This is a genomic window from Geoglobus acetivorans, assembly GCF_000789255.1.
In the GTDB taxonomy this organism is placed as follows: Archaea; Halobacteriota; Archaeoglobi; order Archaeoglobales; family Archaeoglobaceae; genus Geoglobus; species Geoglobus acetivorans_B.
Genome location: NZ_CP009552.1, coordinates 1,187,383 through 1,205,738, shown reverse-complemented (window position 1 = coordinate 1,205,738; position 18,356 = coordinate 1,187,383). Strand labels below are relative to the sequence as shown.

Here is an 18,356-nt window from a genome sequence, read left to right as displayed (position 1 = left end):
AGGGGATTTAAATGGGAGTTAAGCTGTCAACTGAAAGTATAAGGTATATCGCTCTTTTTGAAAGCCTCACCGGTGCGAACGTGAAGGACTGTCTGATTTATGATGACAAGGTTATTTTTCTCGTGAGAAAGGGTGACATGGGACTGGCCATAGGAAAGGGCGGAATAAACGTGGAAAAGGCAAAGGAGATAATTGGAAAAAGGGTGGAGGTTCTGGAACACAGTGATGATCCTGTGGAATTTATACAGAACCTGTTCAGGCCCATAAGAGTCAAAGTGAGTCTTGTTGAGAAGGAAGGAAAAAGAACGGCCATCGTTCAGGCCCCTGCACAGTATAAGGGGCTTGTAATTGGCAAGGGCGGAAAAAATATAAACAAAGTCAAGGAGCTTGTGAGAAGACATCACGATATTGAAAATGTGATAGTGAAATGAGGTGAGGAGAAATGGGAAGGGGCTTATTTGCCGCAAGAAAGCTCATCGAAAATAGAAAGGAGTTCAGGTGGAGTGATAAAAGGTACGTAAGGAGAGTTCTTGACCTGAAAAGAAAGGCAGACCCTCTTGAGGGTGCACCGCAGGCGAGAGGTATAGTGCTGGAAAAGCTGGGTATAGAGGCGAGACAGCCCAACTCAGCTATCAGAAAGGCAGTGAGAGTTCAGCTCATCAAGAATGGAAAGCAGGTTACTGCTTTCACACCGGGAGATGGAGCAATCAACTATATTGATGAACACGATGAGGTAATCATTGAGGGTATTGGAGGCAGAATGGGAAGAAGTATGGGTGACATTCCGGGTGTGAGGTATAAGGTCGTTAAGGTCAACAATACTAGCCTCAAGGAACTCTGGAAGGGTAAGAAGGAGAAGAGACTGAGGTGATCTGATGAAATACGGTCTTACCAATGAAGATTTGCTCGTATTTGGAAAGTACGATGCCTCTGAAGTTGAGGTCAGTGATCCGGCATTGAAGAACTACATAAACCTCAATCCGAAGGTAGTTCCGCATACGCATGGCAGGCATGCCAACACTCCTTTTGCCAAGCAGAATGTATTCATCGTTGAGAGGCTCATCAACAAGGTGATGAGGAAGGAACACAACACCGGGAAGAAAATGCTTGCTTACAGCATTGTTAAAGAGGCGTTTGAAATTGTTGCAAAGAAGACCAAGAAGAACCCGATTCAGGTCCTTGTTGATGCGATTATTAATGCCGGACCGAGAGAAGAGGTTGTCAGGCTGAAGTATGGTGGTATCGCCGTGCCGAAATCGGTCGATACCTCAAGTTCCAGAAGAGTTGATATTGCTCTGAGGAATATTGCTGAAGGTGCAAGGAGGGCTGCCTTCAAGTCCAAGAGGAGCATAGCAGCCTGTCTTGCGGATGAACTGATTGCTGCTGCGAATAACGAGAGCAGAAGCTATGCAGTTGCCAAGAAGGAGGAAATTGAAAGAGTTGCCAAGTCTGCAAGGTGATGTAGATGACAAGAGCGAAAAAAATGGTTGACAAGATAAAAGACCTGATGTACAAGCCTGAGAGAATAAGAAACATGGGTATTGTGGCTCACATTGACCACGGAAAAACAACCCTTTCCGATAATCTTCTTGCCGGAGCCGGAATGATTAGCGAAGAACTTGCTGGAAGACAGCTTTACCTCGACTTTGACTCACAGGAGCAGGAGAGGGGTATTACAATCAACTCTGCGAGCGTATCCATGGTGCATGAATACGGCGGTGAGGATTACCTGATCAACCTGATTGATACTCCCGGGCATGTTGACTTCGGGGGAGAAGTTACGAGAGCAATGAGAGCCGTCGATGGTGTGATTGTTGTCGTGGATGCTGTCGAGGGAATAATGCCACAGACCGAGACAGTTCTGAGACAGGCTCTCAGGGAGAACGTCAAGCCAGTTCTGTTCGTAAACAAGGTTGACAGGCTGATAAGGGAGCTTGAGGTTACTCCCGAGGAGATGCAGAAGAGGTTTATCAAGGTCATAGCGGATGTGAACAAATTCATAAAGGCCGTCAGGCCCGACAAATACGACGAATGGAAACTTGATGTTTCCGATGGAAGTGTTGCCTTTGGTTCTGCTCTCTACAACTGGGCTGTAAGTGTCCCCTCAATGAAGGAAACGGGTGTGGGTTTCAAGGAGGTTTATGACTATCTCAAGAGTGATGATTCGAAAACGCTTGCAAAGAAAACACCGCTGTTCAAGGTAGTGCTGGATATGGTCATCAGACATCTCCCACCACCCACAGAAGCACAGAAGAGGAGAATTCCAACGATCTGGAAGGGTGATCTTGAATCGAACGTTGGCAAGGCGATGCTCAACTGCGATCCAAAAGGACCAGTTGCGCTCATGATCACGAAGATCGTCAACGACCCTCATGCCGGAGAAATTGCCGTTGGAAGGCTTTTCAGCGGTACGCTCAAGCCCGGCACTGAGCTGTACATTCTTGATAAGAAAACGAAGAACAGAGCCCAGACCGTCGGACTCTTCATGGGTCCAAAGAGGGTTGAAGTGGAGGAGATTCCTGCAGGCAACATCGTAGCTCTGGTTGGGCTGAAGGATGCATCCGCAGGATCGACATGCTCAACAGTTGAAAACATGGAACCATTTGAAAGCATAAAGCACTTCAGCGAACCAGTCGTTACAATGGCCATCGAGGCCAAGAACCCGAGAGACCTGCCGAAGCTCATTGAAGTGCTGAGAAAGCTTGCGAAAGAAGACCCCACCCTGCATGTTACACTTAATGAGGAGACTGGAGAGCACCTCATCAGCGGAATGGGTGAGCTTCATCTTGAGGTTAAGGTTGAGAGAATAAGAAGAGACTTCGGGCTTGAGGTTAAGACGTCTCCACCAATCGTTGTTTTCAGGGAGACGGTCAACACGACATCTCCTGTGGTGGAGGGCAAGTCGCCGAACAGGCACAACAGGTTCTACATAGTTGTTGAACCGTGTCCAGAGGGTGTAATAGAGAAGTTCAAGGAAGGTGAAGTGGACCTGAAGATGGACAAGAAGGAGAGGAGGAAGCTTCTTGAGGAGGCCGGTCTTCCTGGAGACGAAGCTGCTGGTGTTCAGGAGTATTACAGCGGAAACATCTTTGTGGATGTTACTAAAGGTATTCAGTACCTGAACGAGACGATGGAATTGATTCTTGAAGGTTTCAGGGAGGCAATTAACGCTGGACCGGTTGCAAGGGAGCCTGTTTACGGGCTGAAGGTCAAGCTCGTTGACTGTAAGCTGCACGAGGATGCGGTGCACAGAGGACCTGCACAGGTAATTCCTGCTGTGAGGTCAGCGATATTTGCTGCGATGCTTCAGGCAAAACCAGCTCTGCTTGAGCCATATCAGAAGGTGTACGTTACCGTCCCGCAGGAAATGATGGGTGCAGTGACAAGAGAGATTCAGGGAAGGAGGGGTGTTATACTGGAAATCAACTCTGAGGGAGATGCTGTTACCGTCATAGCCAAGGTTCCGGTTAAGGAGATGTTCGGATTCGCAGGTGCAATAAGAGGCGCAACGTCCGGAAAGGCAATCTGGAGTGTTGAATTCGCAGGATTCGAGCAGGTACCTCAGAATCTGTTTGAACAGTTTGTGATGGAAGTGAGACAGAGGAAGGGATTAAAGCTTGAGATTCCAAAGCCCGAGGACTTCATCGGGTGAAAGTTTTATAAACCCTCTAATTTTTTTGTTCTGAGAAGGAGGTGGAATATATGGCAAAGGAGTTGGAACACATCAACGTCGTAATTATAGGGCATGTGGACCACGGAAAGTCAACAATGGTTGGAAGGCTTCTTTACGAGGCTGGAGAGATCCCAGAGCACATTATAGAGAAGTACAGGAAGGAGGCACAGGAGAAGGGTAAGGCAACATTCGAGTTTGCATGGGTTATGGACAAGCTCAAGGAAGAGAGAGAAAGAGGTATTACAATCGATGTCGCTCACAGGAAGTTCAAGACAAACAAGTACGAGATCACAATTATCGACGCACCAGGTCACAGGGACTTCATCAAGAACATGATCACTGGTGCATCACAGGCTGATGCAGCTGTTCTCGTTGTCGATGTTGTTGACTGCGTACAGGCACAGACCAAGGAGCACGTGTTCCTTTCAAGAACACTCGGTATCAACCAGATAATCGTGCTCATCAACAAGATGGACAGAGTGGACTACAAGCAGGAAGAGTATGATAAGTGTAAGGAGGCAGTATCGAAGATCCTCAAGATGGTTGGATTTAAGGTCGACGAGATTCCGTTCATTCCGACATCTGCTTACAATGGAGACAACATCCTTAAGAAGAGTGAGAGAACGACCTGGTACAATGGTCCAACCGTGTTTGAGGCACTTGACGCACTCAAGCCACCAGAGAAGCTCGTAGACAAGCCACTCAGAATTCCGATTCAGGACGTTTACTCAATCAGCGGTGTTGGAACTGTTCCGGTTGGCAGAGTTGAGAGCGGTATTCTGAAGGTTGGAGACAAGGTTATCTTCAATCCTGCTGGTGTAACTGGAGAAGTTAAGAGCATTGAGATGCACCACGAGTCAATCCCGCAGGCAGAGCCCGGTGACAACATCGGTTTCAACGTGAGAGGTGTCAGCAAGAACGATGTCAGGAGAGGAGATGTTGCAGGTCACCCGGACAATCCACCTACGGTTGTCAGGGACTTCACGGCACAGATCGTTGTTCTGCAGCACCCAACGGCGATTACCGTTGGTTACACACCTGTCGTTCACGCTCACACAGCACAGGTAGCCTGCCAGTTCGTTGAACTGCAGAAGAAGCTCGATCCGAGAACCGGTCAGGCCAAGGAGGAGAACCCACAGTTCCTCAAGACCGGAGATGCAGCAATCGTCAAGCTTCAGCCCACAAGACCAATGGTCATCGAGAAGGTCAAGGACATACCACCACTCGGCAGATTTGCCGTCAGAGATATGGGTATGACCGTTGCTGCAGGAATGGTTCTCGACGTTACGCCAAGAGGCTAAACCCATTTTTTCTTTTTTTGGGTGAAGTGTTATGGCAATAAAGGGTTACAAGGCAAGGATTAGGCTTTCTGGTCTCAACCCCAAAGATCTGGACAGAATCTGCTCTCAGATAAAAGAAATTGCAGTAAAGACAGGCGTGGAAATCAGTGGACCAATACCTCTGCCAACAAAGAGGCTTGTGGTTCCTGTAAGAAAGAGCCCTGATGGTGAAGGCAGTGAAACATGGGATCACTGGGAGATGCGGGTTCACAAGAGGTTGATTGACATCGCAGCGGACGAGAGGGCGCTGAGACAGATAATGAGGATCCAGGTTCCAAAAGACGTGAACATTGAGATAGTACTTGAAAGCTAATTTTTATGGATTTTAAAATCACTTTTCTCGGGACCTCAGGCACGGTCCCCACTCCCGAAAGGAATACTTCATCCATTTTTGTCCAGTTTGGGGGAGAGAGGTTCCTCTTTGACTGTGGTGAAGGCACCCAGAGGCAGATGATGATTGCTAAAACCGGTTTTTCGATCAGTTCCGTCTTCATAACCCACATGCACACGGATCACTTCATCGGTCTTTTTGGCCTGATTGAGTCAATGAGTCTTAACGGGAGAGAAAAACCCCTGTACATCTACTGTCCGGAGCCCGATTTTCTTAGAAAGCTCTTCAGGGAATTTGGATATGACAATCTGGATTTTAGGATAGTTGTAACCGGTCTTAAAGACGGAGATGTGGTGAGATTTGGCGATTTCAGGGTTGTAGCATTTAAAACCGACCACATTGTCAGCAGCGTGGGGTATGCTGTAATTGAGGATAGCTTCCTCAGGTTCTCTCCAGAAAAGGCCAGGGAACTGGGAATTCCTCCCGGACCCCTTTACAAAAAGCTGGCGAGCGGTGAGACTGTCTTTTTCCAGGGGAAAATGATCTCTCCGGAAATGGTTACGGATGGAATCGTCAGGGGAAGGAAAATCGTTTACACCGGTGACACGAAACCAACCGAAAAGCTTGTGGAGATCTCCAGAGATGCTGATCTGCTAATACATGATTCATCTTTCACTTCAGAACTTACAGACTGGGCGGAATACACAAAGCACTCTACTGCCCTCAAGGCTGCTGAGGTGGCGAAAGAGGCAGGTGTCAGGAAGCTGATCCTCACGCACATAAGTGCGAGACACACCAAAAATACGGAACCACTTCTCCTGGAAGCACGTAGGGTCTTTCCGAACGTGGAAATAGCAAGGGACTTCATGGAGATTGAGTTAAAGAGGAATCAGTCTTGAGAGAGCAAGCTCTATCTGAAGATACACCCCACTTATCAGTAATGCGAGAAAGATGAGGATGATGTAACCTGAGATTTTTCTGATCCTTTCTCCGTATTTGAGGAACACCTTGCTCCTCTCTCCGAGTTTCAGAATGATTGCTATTCCTGTTGCTATGCCCAGTCCAAAGAATAGCATTGAGATTGTGCCCTCAAACGTTCCTGATGAGATTGCATTGAATCCGAGCAATGCTCCGACTATCGGACCGATGCAGGGCGACCATATCAGACCGAGAAACGCTCCGAACAGAAATGAATCTGCAGGGACTCTGAGCCTTCCGGTAAATCTCGATGTGAATGCTGAATACTTCATGTAAAGCTCGTCAGACACCAAAATGACCCCGAATACAAAAAGTCCCGCGTACGCGAGGTACCTGACCAAACTGACCTTACCAAGGATCGAAGCCACTGTGCCAGCGAGCATGAAGAACAGAATCATTCCGATTACAATAACAACGCTCCTCTTCCAGTTGCCCAGAGCGCCGGCAAATATTACAGGAATCATTGGCAGAACACAGGGTGAGAATATGCTTACTATTCCCGCGATGTATGACAGCAGTATTGTGACCATCATTACTTCAATCCCAGCTGAGCCTTTATGAACTGGTCAAGAACGTCCGGGATGGCAACATCATCCTTGGTTATTTTCATCTCACCGACCTCGGATTCAACATACTGGGATGCTCTCACTATTTTGATCAGTCTTCTGACAGAATCGCTGTTTATCTGTCTTTCAAGTTCGACTATGTTCTGGAATACGAGCGTTATCGATGTCTGGGTCTGAACGTCATGGGCATTTTTAACCAGGGTGAATATTCCTGAGCTGCCATCTGACTCCATCCTCACCACTATGTTTCTGAGGAAGTGTATAATCTTCTGGGGTGTATGGTAGAGCAGCAAGCCGGATATTGAATCAAACACAACGAAATAGTCCTTTTTGAGGTTATCGAGAGCCTTACCAATGGCGATGCTTACCTCATTAAGGTTCAGAGGGTTGTTGACGATTATGTCCTGGGGTGTTGTCTTCACCTGCTGATCCCAGGTGTGCGTATCGACTATCCAGATGTTTGAGTTGTGATTGTTGAATTTCCTCCTTACGGTTGGCGCACTTTCCGTTGTGGAAATCCAGAGAACTCTGTCAAAATACTTCATGTACTTGAGGATCAGCCTCGTTTTCCCTGTGCCAGGCTCTCCTATCAGCAGTATTGAACCCATCCAAATCCTCCTTCTTTAGATGATTTAAAAAATTTTTTGTTACTTCGTAAGTTAATTTTCAGTTATATGCGTTTCGAAATTCTTCAAGGCGGACGAGCATGTCCCTTATGTTCTCCCTTGATGTTGCATAGCTCACCCTCACCCATGTGGGATAGCTCTTCCCGAACCCGGTGCCGGGCGTTACAGCGACATAGTACTCCTCAAGAAATCTCTTCGAGAACTCCTCACCGTTTATTCCCGTGTCCATGAATACGTAGAATGCCCCATCGGGAGGAGCAAACCTGTAACCGAGTTTTTTCAAACCTTTTAGCAGCACATCCCTTCGTTTTCCAAATTCTGCCACCATATCCTCCACACACTTTTGATCCCCTTTCAGTGCGGCAACCGCTGCGTACTGTGCGAATGTCGTGGGAGAACTCGTTGAGTGTGACTGTATTTTTCTCATTTTTGCGATTATGTCCTCGCTTGCAACAGCATAGCCGATCCTCCACCCGGTCATGGAGTATGTTTTCGACAGGGCGTTGATCGTGACGGTTCTATCATGCATCCCATCGAACGAGGCGATGCTGTAATGCCTTCCCTCGAAAATTATTTTTTCGTACACCTCATCCGAGATGACAAACAGGTCATGGTCATTTGCAAGGTCTGCAATTTTTTTCAGAAATTCCTTTGAGTAAACCACTCCTGTGGGGTTGTTCGGTGAATTTACGACTATCATTTTTGTTTTTTCCGTAATCCGGTCTTCAATGCTGGCATCTCTGAAGTCGTGATCGTGTTTGATGAAAACGGGTTTTCCACCGGCAAGCAAAACGCTTGCTTCATAGCTCACCCACGCGGGTTCGAGCAGAATCACTTCATCGCCCTGTTCTACCAGAGCCTGCATTGCAAGATATATGGCGTACTTTGCTCCGGCCGTAACAATAACGCTGTTTTCCCGGACATCTATGCCGTTCTCCTTCCTCATTTTCTCTGCTATGGCTTCTCGAAGCTCAGGTATTCCCTGGACGGGAGCATACTTGGTTTTTCCTTCTTTCAGAGCTCTGCACGCAGCTTCGATTATGTGGCCGGGAGTTGTGAAATCCGGTTCTCCAACACCCATGTCTATTACCGGCTTTCCCTGTTTCCTGAGCTCCTTTGCTTTGTCGGAAATGGCCATCGTGGCAGAGGGCTTTATTAAATCAGCCCTGCTCATATTCCCTTAGCCTCCTTACGAGTTTTACTGCTGCCTCCACTGCTCTCTTGGCGTAGTCTATTCTCTCCTGTGCGGCAATTCTTCCCATTCCCGGACCGCTTATACCGAGAGTTACAGGAATGCCGTACTCCAGGCTTAGATCCATAATCTTTCTCGCAGCGTGCTGGGCAACAACCTCATCGTGTTCCGTATCACCCTCAATAACGCTGCCGAGGGTAGCCACGGCATCTACATTGCCTTTTTCAAGAATTTTTTTAACCGCAATTGGTATGTCGAATACACCCGGAACTCTTAGAATTTCGGAAATCTCTGCTCCCAGAAATTCGGCATGCTCCTTCGCAAGAATCTCCATCATGTATGTTATGTCTCTGTTGAATTCTGCAACAACAAGTCCGAGCCTAATTTTTTCCATGCCCCAAATTGGGCATTGAGTATATAATAATAACTACGTGTCAATACAAAAAAGAAAAGAGGGGTTGTTTAAATCACTCCGCCGAGATACAGGAAGTAGGCAGCGAACACCAGTGCCAGCACGTACATCAGCGGATGCACTTCTCTGTATCTTCCAGCGACGACCTTCAGGATGACGTAGCTTATGAACCCTGCACCAATGCCGTCAGCGATTGAGTATGTGTAGGGAATTGTAACAAGTACGAAGAACGCCGGCAGAGCCTCTGTAAGGTCATCAAAGTCTATGTCTCTGACGACCGTCAGCATGTAAAATCCGACTATCATGAGAGCGGGGGCGGTTGCCTGTGCGGGGATAACCTGTGCTATCGGCGAAACGAAGAGACCAATCACGAGGAACATCAGTCCGACCACAAGGGCTGTCATTCCCGTCCTTCCACCCTCCTCGATACCTGCTGCGCTCTCTATGTATGTTGTCACGGTTGAGGTTCCCAGCAGTGCACCAACCGATGTGCCTATGGCATCTGTCAGCAGGATTTTCTCACTGTCCGGTATGCTTCCATCCTCTCTCATGAATCCTGCTTTGGCGCTAAGTCCGGCAACCGTTCCAAGTGTGTCGAAGAAGTCGACCATGAAGAATGCGAACACAACGCCTATTGCTCCCACACTCAGCAGTCCTGAAAGATCGAGCTTGAAAAGCGTTTTGTCGAGTGTGGGGGGAGCAATTATGCTTTCCGGTGCAGGAGAAACACCGAGAACTATTGCAAATATCGTTGCAGCAACGATGGAAAACAGAAGCGCACCGGGAATATTTCTGACCATCAGGAGAAATGCAACAACAAGTCCAATCATTGCAACCCAGAACTCCGGTTTTCCAAAGTTTTCGGCACCGAGAGTTATTAGTGTGGCGGGACTGTCAACAACAATGCCAGCAGCCTTCATACCTATCAGCGTCAGGAAGAGACCTATACCTGCACCAATTGCGTATTTCTGTGACGGCGGGATGGCATTGATAACTGCAGTTCTGATTCCGGAAATGGACAGCACTATGAAAAGAAGACCCTCAACGAAAACTGCAGCAAGAGCGACCTCCCATGAGTATCCCATTCCCAGCACAACACCGTACGTGAAGTAGGCATTCAACCCCATTCCTGGAGCGAGTGCAAATGGTTTTCTTGCATAAAGCCCCATGATTATCGTGGCAATCCCTGCTGAAAGTGCCGTTGCTGTTACAAGGCTCGGTATCGCATCTTTTCCAATCGCATCGCTCAAAATCAGTGGATTCACGAAAATTATGTAGCTCATTGTCATGAACGTTGTAAGCCCTGCAATAACCTCTGTTCGCATGTCTGTTCCATATTTCCTGAATTCAAAATAGTCCTCTAACCCCATGATTCTGGCTTCAACGAGCATAATTAAAACTTTACTGTTACTGGAATTCTGTCGGGTTTTCCAGCATCGACGCATCCGGCAGAAGATATTTATTGCTGGTCAACGTAACTTTATTTCATGAGGAAGATTCTGGCTGCCATCCTTCTGCTCACCGCGGTGTTTCTTTCCGGATGCATCGAACCAAAAGTAACCAGCATCGATAGAAAATGGGGTACTGTGAATGATGACTACTCCGAGTTAATCGTGGGGATCAACATAGACAATCCGCTCCCGTTTCTTCCGTTAAAGGATGTGGAATCGAGCATTTTCGTAAACGGGATTCAGATTGCGTCCGGAAATGCTGAGGAGATATCAGCGGACAGAATAACTCTCAGCATAAAAATCGATAACGACAGGATAAGGGACTTCTGGATCAGTCATCTTGCAAGCGATGAAAAAAGCACGATACTCATAAAGGCCACTCCTGTAATCAATCTTTTTGTCACTGAATACCGCTATCCTGTAGAGATGGAACAGAATCTCGAAACTAATATTTTCGGAATGAATTTTGGAGACAGATCAATTACCGTAGCCGGAAGGGATATATTTGCTCTCAAGAATATAAAAGCGGAAAGGGGCAGGGTTACCAGCGATTACACAGAAATACTTGTGAAAGCGACAGCAATAAACAATGCTCCTGCCAAGGTCGACATTGAAAAGCTGGAATATAAAATTACATTGAACGATGTGGTTGTTGGACAGGGAACGGCCGAGATTTCCAGAACACTCAAACCGGGAGAATCTGCTGAGCTGCAGGTGCCAATCGTGATAGATAATTCCAAGATTCCGGAGTGGTGGGTAACCCATGTGAAAAACGGAGAGCAAACTCTGGCAAAAATCTCTGCCAAGCTTTACATAAAGACGGCTGGAGTTAGTTACAGTCTTGATTTCGGGGAAACGAGCGAATTCAGAACTCATCTGGCAGATTAGCGAAAGATTTATTTTATTTCTTTTCCGTTTTTGGTTCATGAAAAGGAAACCGATTTTGTATTTAGTTACATTTTTGTCAGGCGTACTGATTGCCATGCTGCTTTTTCTATCGGCAGGTGGTGAATATGGCAATCAAAAGCCGGAAGCCCTCGAAGGGGCAAAAATGTACTATTTCTATGCTGACTGGTGTCCTCACTGTCAGAAGGTCAAACCCTATGTAACCGAGATGGCCAAAAGCTATGATATTGTTTTCTGCAACCTCACTGCCGGAGAAAATACCTTGAGTCAGGAATGCCTGGAGATTGCAAAACAGGTCCGGATCCCCGGAGTCCCCACCATTCTTGCGGTCAAGGACAACAAGGGGTATCTGTTTGTGGGAGAAGATCAGATCCTCAACCTCACAAAAGCTGCAGGGATAGAGGTGAAAGAATGAGCAGGCTGGACAGCATGAAACAGGTGGGCTTGGTTCTTGGTGTTGCCGGGATTGCTGATTCACTGTATCTTCTGTTTGCCGACTCCATTTCGTGTTTTACAGATGTCTGCGGCACTCTCAGGATACCCTTCGTCCCGGAACATCTCCCAGCGATTTTTGGCCTTCTGTGGTTTGCGTTTTCGCTTGTAATTTTCTGGGGAATTCTTAAAAATAGGGTATATATCGACCTCTGGCGGTTCTCCGGGATTTTTGGGATTGCCTTTCTCGGCACGTATGCTGTGGTTAACAGCTACTTCTGTCCATTCTGCTTCACCGCATACGCTTTCGGCATTGCACAGATAGCGATCTCCGAGAGGGTTTTCGGATAGCTGCCCGGTTCAACAAAATCAATAAAAATCGGCACTTTAACCTTGCCATGGCAGCCCCGTGGTGTAGCGGTCAATCATGCCGGCCTTTGGAGCCGGCGACCGGGGTTCGAATCCCCGCGGGGCTATCCTACTCCAATTTTAGAGCCCCCGCCAAACCTCCACAGTCATCCTTCTGTCAAACCACCAGAGAACGAGCAGACGCCGACGTTTAGCAATCTCATCGATTGTTACAACACCAACCCTTTCAAGTTTTCTCTTGCAGATCGGGCAGTATTCATAATGCTCAGTCTTAAGCCTTTCAAGGAATTCAACCACTCTGTCTTTCGATACGCTGAACACCTTTCTCCAGTTGTTCATAAAGCCAAAATTGCCAGTCCTGTTGCTGTACTGGATCAGAAAGCCAAGCCATTCTCTTTGATCATCAGTCAGGTCGTCAAACCCAACCCCAGAATAGAAAAACTCGTTAATGTCAATAACTGCCTTTCTGGCATTGTAACGGAGATGATGGAGGATCTTTCCAAAACTCTCATCCTTAAACCAGTTATACTGGGTGTAGATGTTGAAAAACTCATAGGTATCATCCAGAACGTCGCAGTATTCCTTATCGAGGTACATTCCAAAGCCCGCCTTCCTCAAATACCTGAAAAACTCCCGTTTCCACAACTCCCTCAGCTCTGCCATCCACTCTTTCGGGAAGTAAGGACTGAACCTCACGTATTTGCCATTCCAGACAACGAAATTCCATAATGCAACATGGACGTGCAGATGTGGCTTGATTGGCTGGCTGCTGCTCCAGATGTGGACGTTCATAACGCCGCCCTCTTTAAAGTCGCCATCGTAGGGAACATTCTCGTGCTTTTTCAGGTACTTCCTCAGGAACCTCCTCAAGGCGCTCCTCACAGCCTTTCTCATTACCTCTCTCGCCTTTTTCACATCCTCCTTGACGAGGTACTCGGAGATAACGTCAGGAATGGTGAAGACCATCCAGATCAGCGCCAGATCCCTCTTCTCCTGCTTAACTTCAGATAAAACCTCGTCAAATTTCCTGTAACTCACAACGCCTTTCTTCCTAACAGCGTCCGCAATTGCGCTGAACTGTTCAAGCTTTAAAGCTGAATACCTTTTTGCATCGCTATGCTTCTTTAAAGGATGCAAACGCCCGGCTATGAGCCTGAAACTCCTTTTAATCTGCTCCCCTTCCCTGCGGGCATCCTTGGCAAAGTCCAGAGCAGGCTTGAAGACGTCCCCATGCCTCTCACACCTGTAATGGTCGAACAGAACCCTCGCATAAACGTCGTCCTCCCCATAACCCAAGTGCTTCAGGAGCCTGACAAACTCCTCGTGTGGCTCAACCCTCGTATAACCGTAATCCAGAATTGCATAGTCCTGAATCCCAACCTCATCAAGCCCCGCAACCCTGAAAGCCTGCAGGGTTGTTACGAGCCTCAGCCCATAGGTCTCAAAGACAGTCCTTAACCAGTTGCTGTTAATTTCATCATCTTCTTTTATAAAACTGTCAGAATTATTGACCTGTGCTGTATTGTAAATAGGTCGAGATAAACCCGTGGGGCCGGGCTGTGCAGACCGGGTCTGGGCAGGAGTGGGGGTATTTTTATTCCCTTGGGTTGAATAAAATTGGGCAGGGTTCCTGCCGGAGAGGATCATCCTAAGCTCGATGACCCTGTTTGGGTCGGGGCTCGGTTTTGCAAGTTCGATTTTGAGCAGGTTTCTGGCCCATGCTTTTACGGGGTCCTCCTCGAGGATCTGATCTGAAATATCTGTGTCTCCCTCAAGGAACCTCTCAAGATATCTGTCCCAGTCAAAACCCGGATCCTCATAAATGCCTACGATCTTTCCAACGTTATTCTTCTCAAAAACCTCAGCATTCAGCTTTGGAAGGATAATTACCTCATTGGGCTTTATTCTGTATATCTCACCATCTACTCCTAAAATTTCATACTCCTGTGTGAAGGGTGAGACTGCAAAGACTACCCTCTGCATGCTACATCATGCTTTCAGTCTTCCTTGGGAGTCGAACATTCCTTAGAACAGGATCCGTTTCCAGGATGTCGAAGGGATTTTCGCCATCCTGGTTGCGCAGCTCACTCGAAAAATCCTTAGAGTCAGCTCGGCTGATGAACTCCCTAAGGATCTTCAGAAATGACAGAATTACCTCACCCTCTTTTCTCGTTACGTTCAGATATTCCTCTCCGCTATTCAGGGAAATGGTGTATCTGTGCTTTTTGCTGTCATAATAGAATCCGAAATCCAGTTCATCCACATTTCTGAGATCGAGGGAGACGTTCTGATAGTATTCGGGCATAGCCACCACCGGGATAAAAAATAAAAAATCAGATCTCCTGACCGAGGATCTTCTTCAGCTCGTCCTGTGCCGTCTTTGCGACTGTTCGCAATTCTCCGAACTGGCTTATGAAGTCCACGGGGTTGATCCTGCCACTCCAGACGGTCTCGTATTCATCTCCGTTGTCCTTCCTCCTGCTGACCCTCACGCTTATGCTTCCGCCCTCCCAGACTGAAAAGCTCAGAATCCCGTTGCTCGTAAAGACGTTCACGGTCTCGACCGGCCTCTTAACCTTCTCACCATTCCCCTCAACCTTTTTATCCACCCTTTCCTTAGCCTCTGCCATACGCCACACCTCTCAGGTTTTTGCTCCCCGCCGGAATTGCACCGGCAACACCGCTCTTTCGGTGGGGAGCATCCATCTCGTCCAGCTTCCTTTTCAGCTCGGAGATCTTGCCGCCGAGCCTCTTATCGAGGATCGCAAGGGCGAAGGCGGCGGCCATGGGCGAGCCGTTAATCACGATAGCCCAAAGCGTGTCATCGTCCATTCTCCTCATCCTCCTCAAAAATTGGGAGAAGCTCCTCAGGCGGAATATTCTCGAGCAGGTGCTTTACGTTGCTCAGGATGGTGTTCCTGAATGTTGCAGGGTGCTTGTTCAGGATCCTGCTCAGCTCCTCCGCCATCCTGTTAAGCCCCGGATACTTGACCTCAGGCATCTCCGCCAGCCTCGACTACCTCCCAGCCACACCTCGTGCATCTCCAGCCCGTCCGGATCCTCTCAAGCGCTCCACCGCAGGGGCATGCCCCGGCCTCGATGAAGTCGTCAAGCGTGAGCATGCCGAACCGCCCCCTTCAGCCACGGCCTCGTGCACTCACCCCTCTCACGGTCGAAGTGCCTGCAAATCTGCGGCCTCCTCAGCCTGCAGCGGAAAGGGCTCCAGACCGTGAACTCGTGGCACCTCATCGCCCAGTCAGCCTCCCGTAGCAGTCCCTGCAAACAGGACAGCATCCAAGCATCACGGCATCATCTTGAGCGAGCTTTGAGCCACAGAACGAGCACTCGAGGGCATAGACGGCCGCCATGGTCAGCCCTCCCAGACCTCTGCGTCACAGTCAGCATCAATCAGGCTCTCCCTCTGCCTTCTCAGGAGTTCATCAGCTCTGACGAATTCGACTCTCAGGATCATGTCCACGTACTGCCTCCTTGCCCGCTCTATCGGGGAGAGGTCGGTCTCCTGCATGGGTCAGCCCTCCTGCAGAACAGCCTCACCCTCTCCGTTCTTCACGCCGAGGAGCCCCTTGCTGGCGAGGTCTTTCTTGATGAGTTCCCTGATGTATGCGGACAGAGAATCCCAGCCCTCTATGTCTCTCGCTTTTTTGATCAGGGGCTTCCACCTTTCCGGTACATCCGCCCAGAGTCTCATACCTCAACCCCCAACAGTAATATGTCCTAACCACTATTTATAGGTTTCCATTTGGTAACTAATTGGTTTGCTAAAAAACAACGTTTTAGCAACTTATTAGCAACCTATTAACTTAAATATCACCAACAGAAATTTGATTAATGACTGGCAATACTGAGCTTCATACAATACTCAACACTCTCGGAAAGGCCAAAGCACTTGATATTCTGCTTACACTCAAAAACGGGAAAAAAAGATGGAGCAAGCTTCTTGAAATTTTGAAGGATAAGAAATCTCTCAGCTATCGAATACGAGAACTTAGTGACCTCGGCTTAATCCAAGTTACAGTCATTCACGATACTCCTACAGGAACAAAATTTTACGAACTCACTCCTCTCGGTAAAAAAGTTGTCCAGCTTCTGGAGCAGATTGAGAAGGAGTTTGAAGAGTATCATTCCAAGGCTCCACCTAAGGATCCAGAGAAGTTTATCAACGAATTGTTGGATGATAATTAGGGAAATAGCAAATTTTTAATAGCTCAGATTAAAGTGCTGTATCATGAAAAGAAGTTTGATGTTGATCGCAATCTTAACACTAAGCATTGTTTTCTCCGCATGCACCCAGTCAGGGTTCAAATCTGAGGCCACTGCCATACTCTCCCAGTTTAACTCTGCTTTTGAAGAGTATGTAGAGGCAAAGCAAAAGCTCAATGAGAAAAAGTACACTGAAGCAAGCAACAAAGCCCTCGAGGCTAAGGTGAAGTTCCAGACAGTTCTCAATTCTCTCGAAAAGCTCAGAAATTCTGCAAAGTCTGACAAAGAGAAAGAGCTTGTAAATACATGGATCGAAGCCACCCAGTATTTCATAGACGCCTCCGACTCTTTCAGCAAGTACGTTACCCTCAGAATGTGGTTCGACCCCATGACTCCAATCCCGGATCCCTCCTATTACGAGGCCAAAAAGAAGGTCGAAGACGCCTTTAAGGACTGGACTGACAAGGAATCCAAGGCAATAAGCAAAATGGATAAAGTAACAGAACTCCTAAAACAGATATGAAGCTCTACAGATTCCTAACCATTTTAATTGCTTTACTTATTCCTTTAATGATCTCAGGCTGTTCTGACGTTCAGGATGCCAAAAAGCCAGACATTAACGAAACAAAATCCCAGATAGAACAGCAATACGAAAAGCTGAGTAAAGGCCTCGAAGAATACCAAAAGTCATTCCAGAAAACTGCCAAAACCACCACGCCTCAACCAGTCAAAACGCCCACACCGTCTGCATCTGCAATAAGCAAAATGTATGACTTCGAAATCGGCTATGGCCAAACCTACGCAATATACATGAAGTCCTCCGGGAATATCGAGCTCGGCTTTTCTTTCGCATCTTCGAGGCCAGTTTTTGTTTATGTCGTGCCTGACCAGACGAACAAGGAGCTCCTCCTGAGCCGGAAGTCTTTCAACTATTATCCTGCCCTCTCATTCACAAGCCCTGCAACTCTCGGCAAAAAACAGGGTGTCGTCTCCGGGAGCTTTCAGATCGTCTTTCTAAACCTCGGCTATGAAAAAGCCATAGTCAAGGCTCAGGTGATTGCCAAACCAACCAGCAACCCCACAGCGACCCTCTCAAAAACAAAGATTCTGACTATAGACAGAATCGTTCCTCCGGAAGTTGCGGAAATATTCGAGAAATACAGAAACAACGCCATAGGGTTCTACGAGTGGGTCGAAGCCAACATAAAATACCGTGAGGACACCAAAGACCCTTACCCCGGAAACGAATACTGGCAATCACCTTATGAAACCATCAAAGATCGGGCCGGAGACTGCGAGGACATGGCCATCCTCGAGTGTGCCTACTACCGATATTTCGGCTATGAGGCATACATCGCAGCGGTGAATACAGAGCTGAACATTCCAGACCACGCAATATGTATAGTGAAGATCAAATCCCCCACAGAATTCCTCCCAGTTCTCGGAAAAGTAGATTATTACAAAATTGGCGATGAATACTATCTCCTCGTGGACAACGCCTACTCAGACGACTTCGGATATCTTACAGGAGGACTGAAGCCCAAAAAATTTGTAATCAAAAGAATTTTCACACTCGAAGAGACATACCTAAGAAACCACAAGCCTTGAATTAGCTTATCTCCATTGATCAAACCTTAGCCTTCAACCTCGCCACGAACTCCCTCTGTTCCTCCGCAAGCTTTGGCAGAAGAATCTCTATCCCTAAAACCTCTCCATTCTCATCTAGATCCACGATGACATTATCAGCTAAAGACTCCGACTCCGCCACCTTCTCCTTTTTGAACCTTATGAACATGGCGTTGACTTCAGGATCAAATTCCAGCGAAACCATACCTTATCTTCACCCATGCACAAAGATT

The 18,356-nt window shown here is 47.5% G+C and carries 28 protein-coding genes and 1 tRNA gene; 14 read left to right on the top strand and 15 right to left on the bottom strand.

The genetic code is table 11. The features are described 5' to 3' along the window. The first annotated feature begins 11 nt into the window (after positions 1 to 11). From GACE_RS07180 to GACE_RS07150, 7 genes are read left to right on the top strand one after another with little or no spacing between them, the layout of a single operon-like run. Entirely contained in the window at positions 12 to 431 is a 420-nt protein-coding gene (locus GACE_RS07180; RefSeq protein WP_048092334.1) for a NusA-like transcription termination signal-binding factor, read from the top strand. Between the two features lie 11 nt (positions 432 to 442). Beyond that, on the top strand, positions 443 to 871 hold the full coding sequence (locus tag GACE_RS07175) for a 30S ribosomal protein S12 (protein WP_048092332.1): 429 nt from the start codon (positions 443 to 445) through the stop codon (positions 869 to 871). Between the two features lie 4 nt (positions 872 to 875). Beyond that, the gene (rpsG, locus tag GACE_RS07170; RefSeq protein WP_048092331.1) at positions 876 to 1,460 is read left to right on the top strand and encodes a 30S ribosomal protein S7; all 585 of its coding nucleotides are present in this window, start codon (positions 876 to 878) and stop codon (positions 1,458 to 1,460) included. 5 nt (positions 1,461 to 1,465) lie between these two features. Beyond that, positions 1,466 to 3,652: an elongation factor EF-2 gene (locus GACE_RS07165; RefSeq protein ID WP_048092329.1), complete on the top strand. Its 2,187-nt coding sequence runs from the start codon at positions 1,466 to 1,468 to the stop codon at positions 3,650 to 3,652. A 50-nt stretch (positions 3,653 to 3,702) separates the two neighbouring features. Beyond that, the gene (gene tuf, locus GACE_RS07160) at positions 3,703 to 4,974 is read left to right on the top strand and encodes a translation elongation factor EF-1 subunit alpha (protein WP_048092327.1); all 1,272 of its coding nucleotides are present in this window, start codon (positions 3,703 to 3,705) and stop codon (positions 4,972 to 4,974) included. Between the two features lie 31 nt (positions 4,975 to 5,005). Continuing rightward, on the top strand, positions 5,006 to 5,326 hold the full coding sequence (gene rpsJ, locus GACE_RS07155) for a 30S ribosomal protein S10 (protein WP_048092325.1): 321 nt from the start codon (positions 5,006 to 5,008) through the stop codon (positions 5,324 to 5,326). A gap of 5 nt (positions 5,327 to 5,331) precedes the next feature. Continuing rightward, on the top strand, positions 5,332 to 6,243 hold the full coding sequence (locus GACE_RS07150; RefSeq protein WP_048092323.1) for a ribonuclease Z: 912 nt from the start codon (positions 5,332 to 5,334) through the stop codon (positions 6,241 to 6,243). Here the strand turns inward: GACE_RS07150 and GACE_RS07145 are convergent. The 5 genes from GACE_RS07145 to GACE_RS07125 form a co-directional block, all read right to left on the bottom strand. Beyond that, a complete protein-coding gene (locus tag GACE_RS07145) occupies positions 6,223 to 6,855 on the bottom strand; it encodes a cytochrome c biogenesis CcdA family protein (protein ID WP_048092321.1) in 633 nt (210 codons plus the stop codon). The two genes, GACE_RS07150 and GACE_RS07145, sit on opposite strands and share 21 nt — an antisense overlap. Continuing rightward, positions 6,855 to 7,496, bottom strand: a complete 642-nt coding sequence (locus GACE_RS07140; protein WP_048092320.1) for an RAD55 family ATPase — start codon at positions 7,494 to 7,496, stop codon at positions 6,855 to 6,857. The genes GACE_RS07145 and GACE_RS07140 overlap by 1 nt, the downstream gene beginning before the upstream one ends. A gap of 58 nt (positions 7,497 to 7,554) precedes the next feature. Next, positions 7,555 to 8,688: a pyridoxal phosphate-dependent aminotransferase gene (locus GACE_RS07135; protein ID WP_048092317.1), complete on the bottom strand. Its 1,134-nt coding sequence runs from the start codon at positions 8,686 to 8,688 to the stop codon at positions 7,555 to 7,557. Next, a complete protein-coding gene (gene ribH / locus GACE_RS07130; RefSeq protein ID WP_048092316.1) occupies positions 8,675 to 9,100 on the bottom strand; it encodes a 6,7-dimethyl-8-ribityllumazine synthase in 426 nt (141 codons plus the stop codon). Before ribH ends, GACE_RS07135 begins: the two co-directional genes overlap by 14 nt. A 68-nt stretch (positions 9,101 to 9,168) precedes the next feature. Continuing rightward, positions 9,169 to 10,509: an NCS2 family permease gene (locus GACE_RS07125; protein ID WP_318249156.1), complete on the bottom strand. Its 1,341-nt coding sequence runs from the start codon at positions 10,507 to 10,509 to the stop codon at positions 9,169 to 9,171. Between the two features lie 96 nt (positions 10,510 to 10,605). Here GACE_RS07125 and GACE_RS07120 point away from each other — a divergent pair, with 96 nt between their 5' ends. From GACE_RS07120 to GACE_RS07105, 4 genes are all read left to right on the top strand, one after another. Then, a complete protein-coding gene (locus GACE_RS07120) occupies positions 10,606 to 11,457 on the top strand; it encodes an LEA type 2 family protein (protein ID WP_048092314.1) in 852 nt (283 codons plus the stop codon). Positions 11,458 to 11,494: 37 nt separating this feature from the next. Beyond that, positions 11,495 to 11,890, top strand: a complete 396-nt coding sequence (locus GACE_RS07115) for a thioredoxin domain-containing protein (RefSeq protein WP_048092312.1) — start codon at positions 11,495 to 11,497, stop codon at positions 11,888 to 11,890. Continuing rightward, entirely contained in the window at positions 11,887 to 12,258 is a 372-nt protein-coding gene (locus GACE_RS07110) for a hypothetical protein (RefSeq protein ID WP_048092311.1), read from the top strand. Before GACE_RS07115 ends, GACE_RS07110 begins: the two co-directional genes overlap by 4 nt. 52 nt (positions 12,259 to 12,310) lie before the next feature. After that, positions 12,311 to 12,383, top strand: a tRNA-Gln gene (locus GACE_RS07105). Between the two features lie 13 nt (positions 12,384 to 12,396). Here the strand turns inward: GACE_RS07105 and GACE_RS07100 are convergent. From GACE_RS07100 to GACE_RS07080, 9 genes are all read right to left on the bottom strand, one after another. Then, a complete protein-coding gene (locus GACE_RS07100; RefSeq protein WP_048092309.1) occupies positions 12,397 to 14,259 on the bottom strand; it encodes a hypothetical protein in 1,863 nt (620 codons plus the stop codon). Position 14,260: 1 nt separating this feature from the next. Next, positions 14,261 to 14,581, bottom strand: a complete 321-nt coding sequence (locus GACE_RS07095; RefSeq protein ID WP_048092307.1) for a hypothetical protein — start codon at positions 14,579 to 14,581, stop codon at positions 14,261 to 14,263. 28 nt (positions 14,582 to 14,609) lie between these two features. Next, entirely contained in the window at positions 14,610 to 14,906 is a 297-nt protein-coding gene (locus GACE_RS07090) for a hypothetical protein (RefSeq protein ID WP_048092305.1), read from the bottom strand. Further along, positions 14,893 to 15,108 (bottom strand): hypothetical protein, encoded by a 216-nt coding sequence (locus GACE_RS07085; protein WP_048092303.1) that lies wholly within the window; start codon positions 15,106 to 15,108, stop codon positions 14,893 to 14,895. Before GACE_RS07085 ends, GACE_RS07090 begins: the two co-directional genes overlap by 14 nt. Continuing rightward, complete coding sequence (locus GACE_RS11555) at positions 15,098 to 15,277, bottom strand: hypothetical protein (protein WP_148305948.1); 180 nt, start codon at positions 15,275 to 15,277, stop codon at positions 15,098 to 15,100. Before GACE_RS11555 ends, GACE_RS07085 begins: the two co-directional genes overlap by 11 nt. Further along, positions 15,270 to 15,398, bottom strand: coding sequence for a hypothetical protein (locus GACE_RS11925; protein ID WP_318249154.1), 129 nt, complete (start codon positions 15,396 to 15,398; stop codon positions 15,270 to 15,272). The genes GACE_RS11555 and GACE_RS11925 overlap by 8 nt, the downstream gene beginning before the upstream one ends. Before the next feature lie 123 nt (positions 15,399 to 15,521). Further along, positions 15,522 to 15,644: a hypothetical protein gene (locus GACE_RS11920; RefSeq protein ID WP_318249152.1), complete on the bottom strand. Its 123-nt coding sequence runs from the start codon at positions 15,642 to 15,644 to the stop codon at positions 15,522 to 15,524. A gap of 2 nt (positions 15,645 to 15,646) precedes the next feature. Further along, positions 15,647 to 15,802 (bottom strand): hypothetical protein, encoded by a 156-nt coding sequence (locus GACE_RS11715; protein ID WP_158413824.1) that lies wholly within the window; start codon positions 15,800 to 15,802, stop codon positions 15,647 to 15,649. A gap of 3 nt (positions 15,803 to 15,805) precedes the next feature. Then, a complete protein-coding gene (locus GACE_RS07080) occupies positions 15,806 to 15,985 on the bottom strand; it encodes a hypothetical protein (RefSeq protein WP_048092302.1) in 180 nt (59 codons plus the stop codon). A 140-nt stretch (positions 15,986 to 16,125) separates the two neighbouring features. Between GACE_RS07080 and GACE_RS07075 the strand changes: the two genes are divergently transcribed. The 3 genes from GACE_RS07075 to GACE_RS07065 are packed head-to-tail and all read left to right on the top strand — an operon-like array spanning position 16,126 to position 18,105. Then, positions 16,126 to 16,479 carry a winged helix-turn-helix transcriptional regulator gene (locus tag GACE_RS07075; protein WP_048092300.1) on the top strand — a complete coding sequence of 118 codons (354 nt, stop codon included), beginning with the start codon at positions 16,126 to 16,128 and terminating at the stop codon, positions 16,477 to 16,479. 43 nt (positions 16,480 to 16,522) lie between these two features. Continuing rightward, positions 16,523 to 17,020, top strand: coding sequence for an outer membrane protein assembly factor BamD (locus tag GACE_RS07070; RefSeq protein ID WP_048092299.1), 498 nt, complete (start codon positions 16,523 to 16,525; stop codon positions 17,018 to 17,020). Continuing rightward, on the top strand, positions 17,017 to 18,105 hold the full coding sequence (locus GACE_RS07065; RefSeq protein WP_084063691.1) for a transglutaminase-like domain-containing protein: 1,089 nt from the start codon (positions 17,017 to 17,019) through the stop codon (positions 18,103 to 18,105). Before GACE_RS07070 ends, GACE_RS07065 begins: the two co-directional genes overlap by 4 nt. A 19-nt stretch (positions 18,106 to 18,124) precedes the next feature. On the opposite strand, the gene GACE_RS07060 is transcribed toward GACE_RS07065, so the two are convergent. Further along, entirely contained in the window at positions 18,125 to 18,328 is a 204-nt protein-coding gene (locus GACE_RS07060) for a DUF2283 domain-containing protein (RefSeq protein WP_048092295.1), read from the bottom strand. Positions 18,329 to 18,356: the final 28 nt, after the last annotated feature.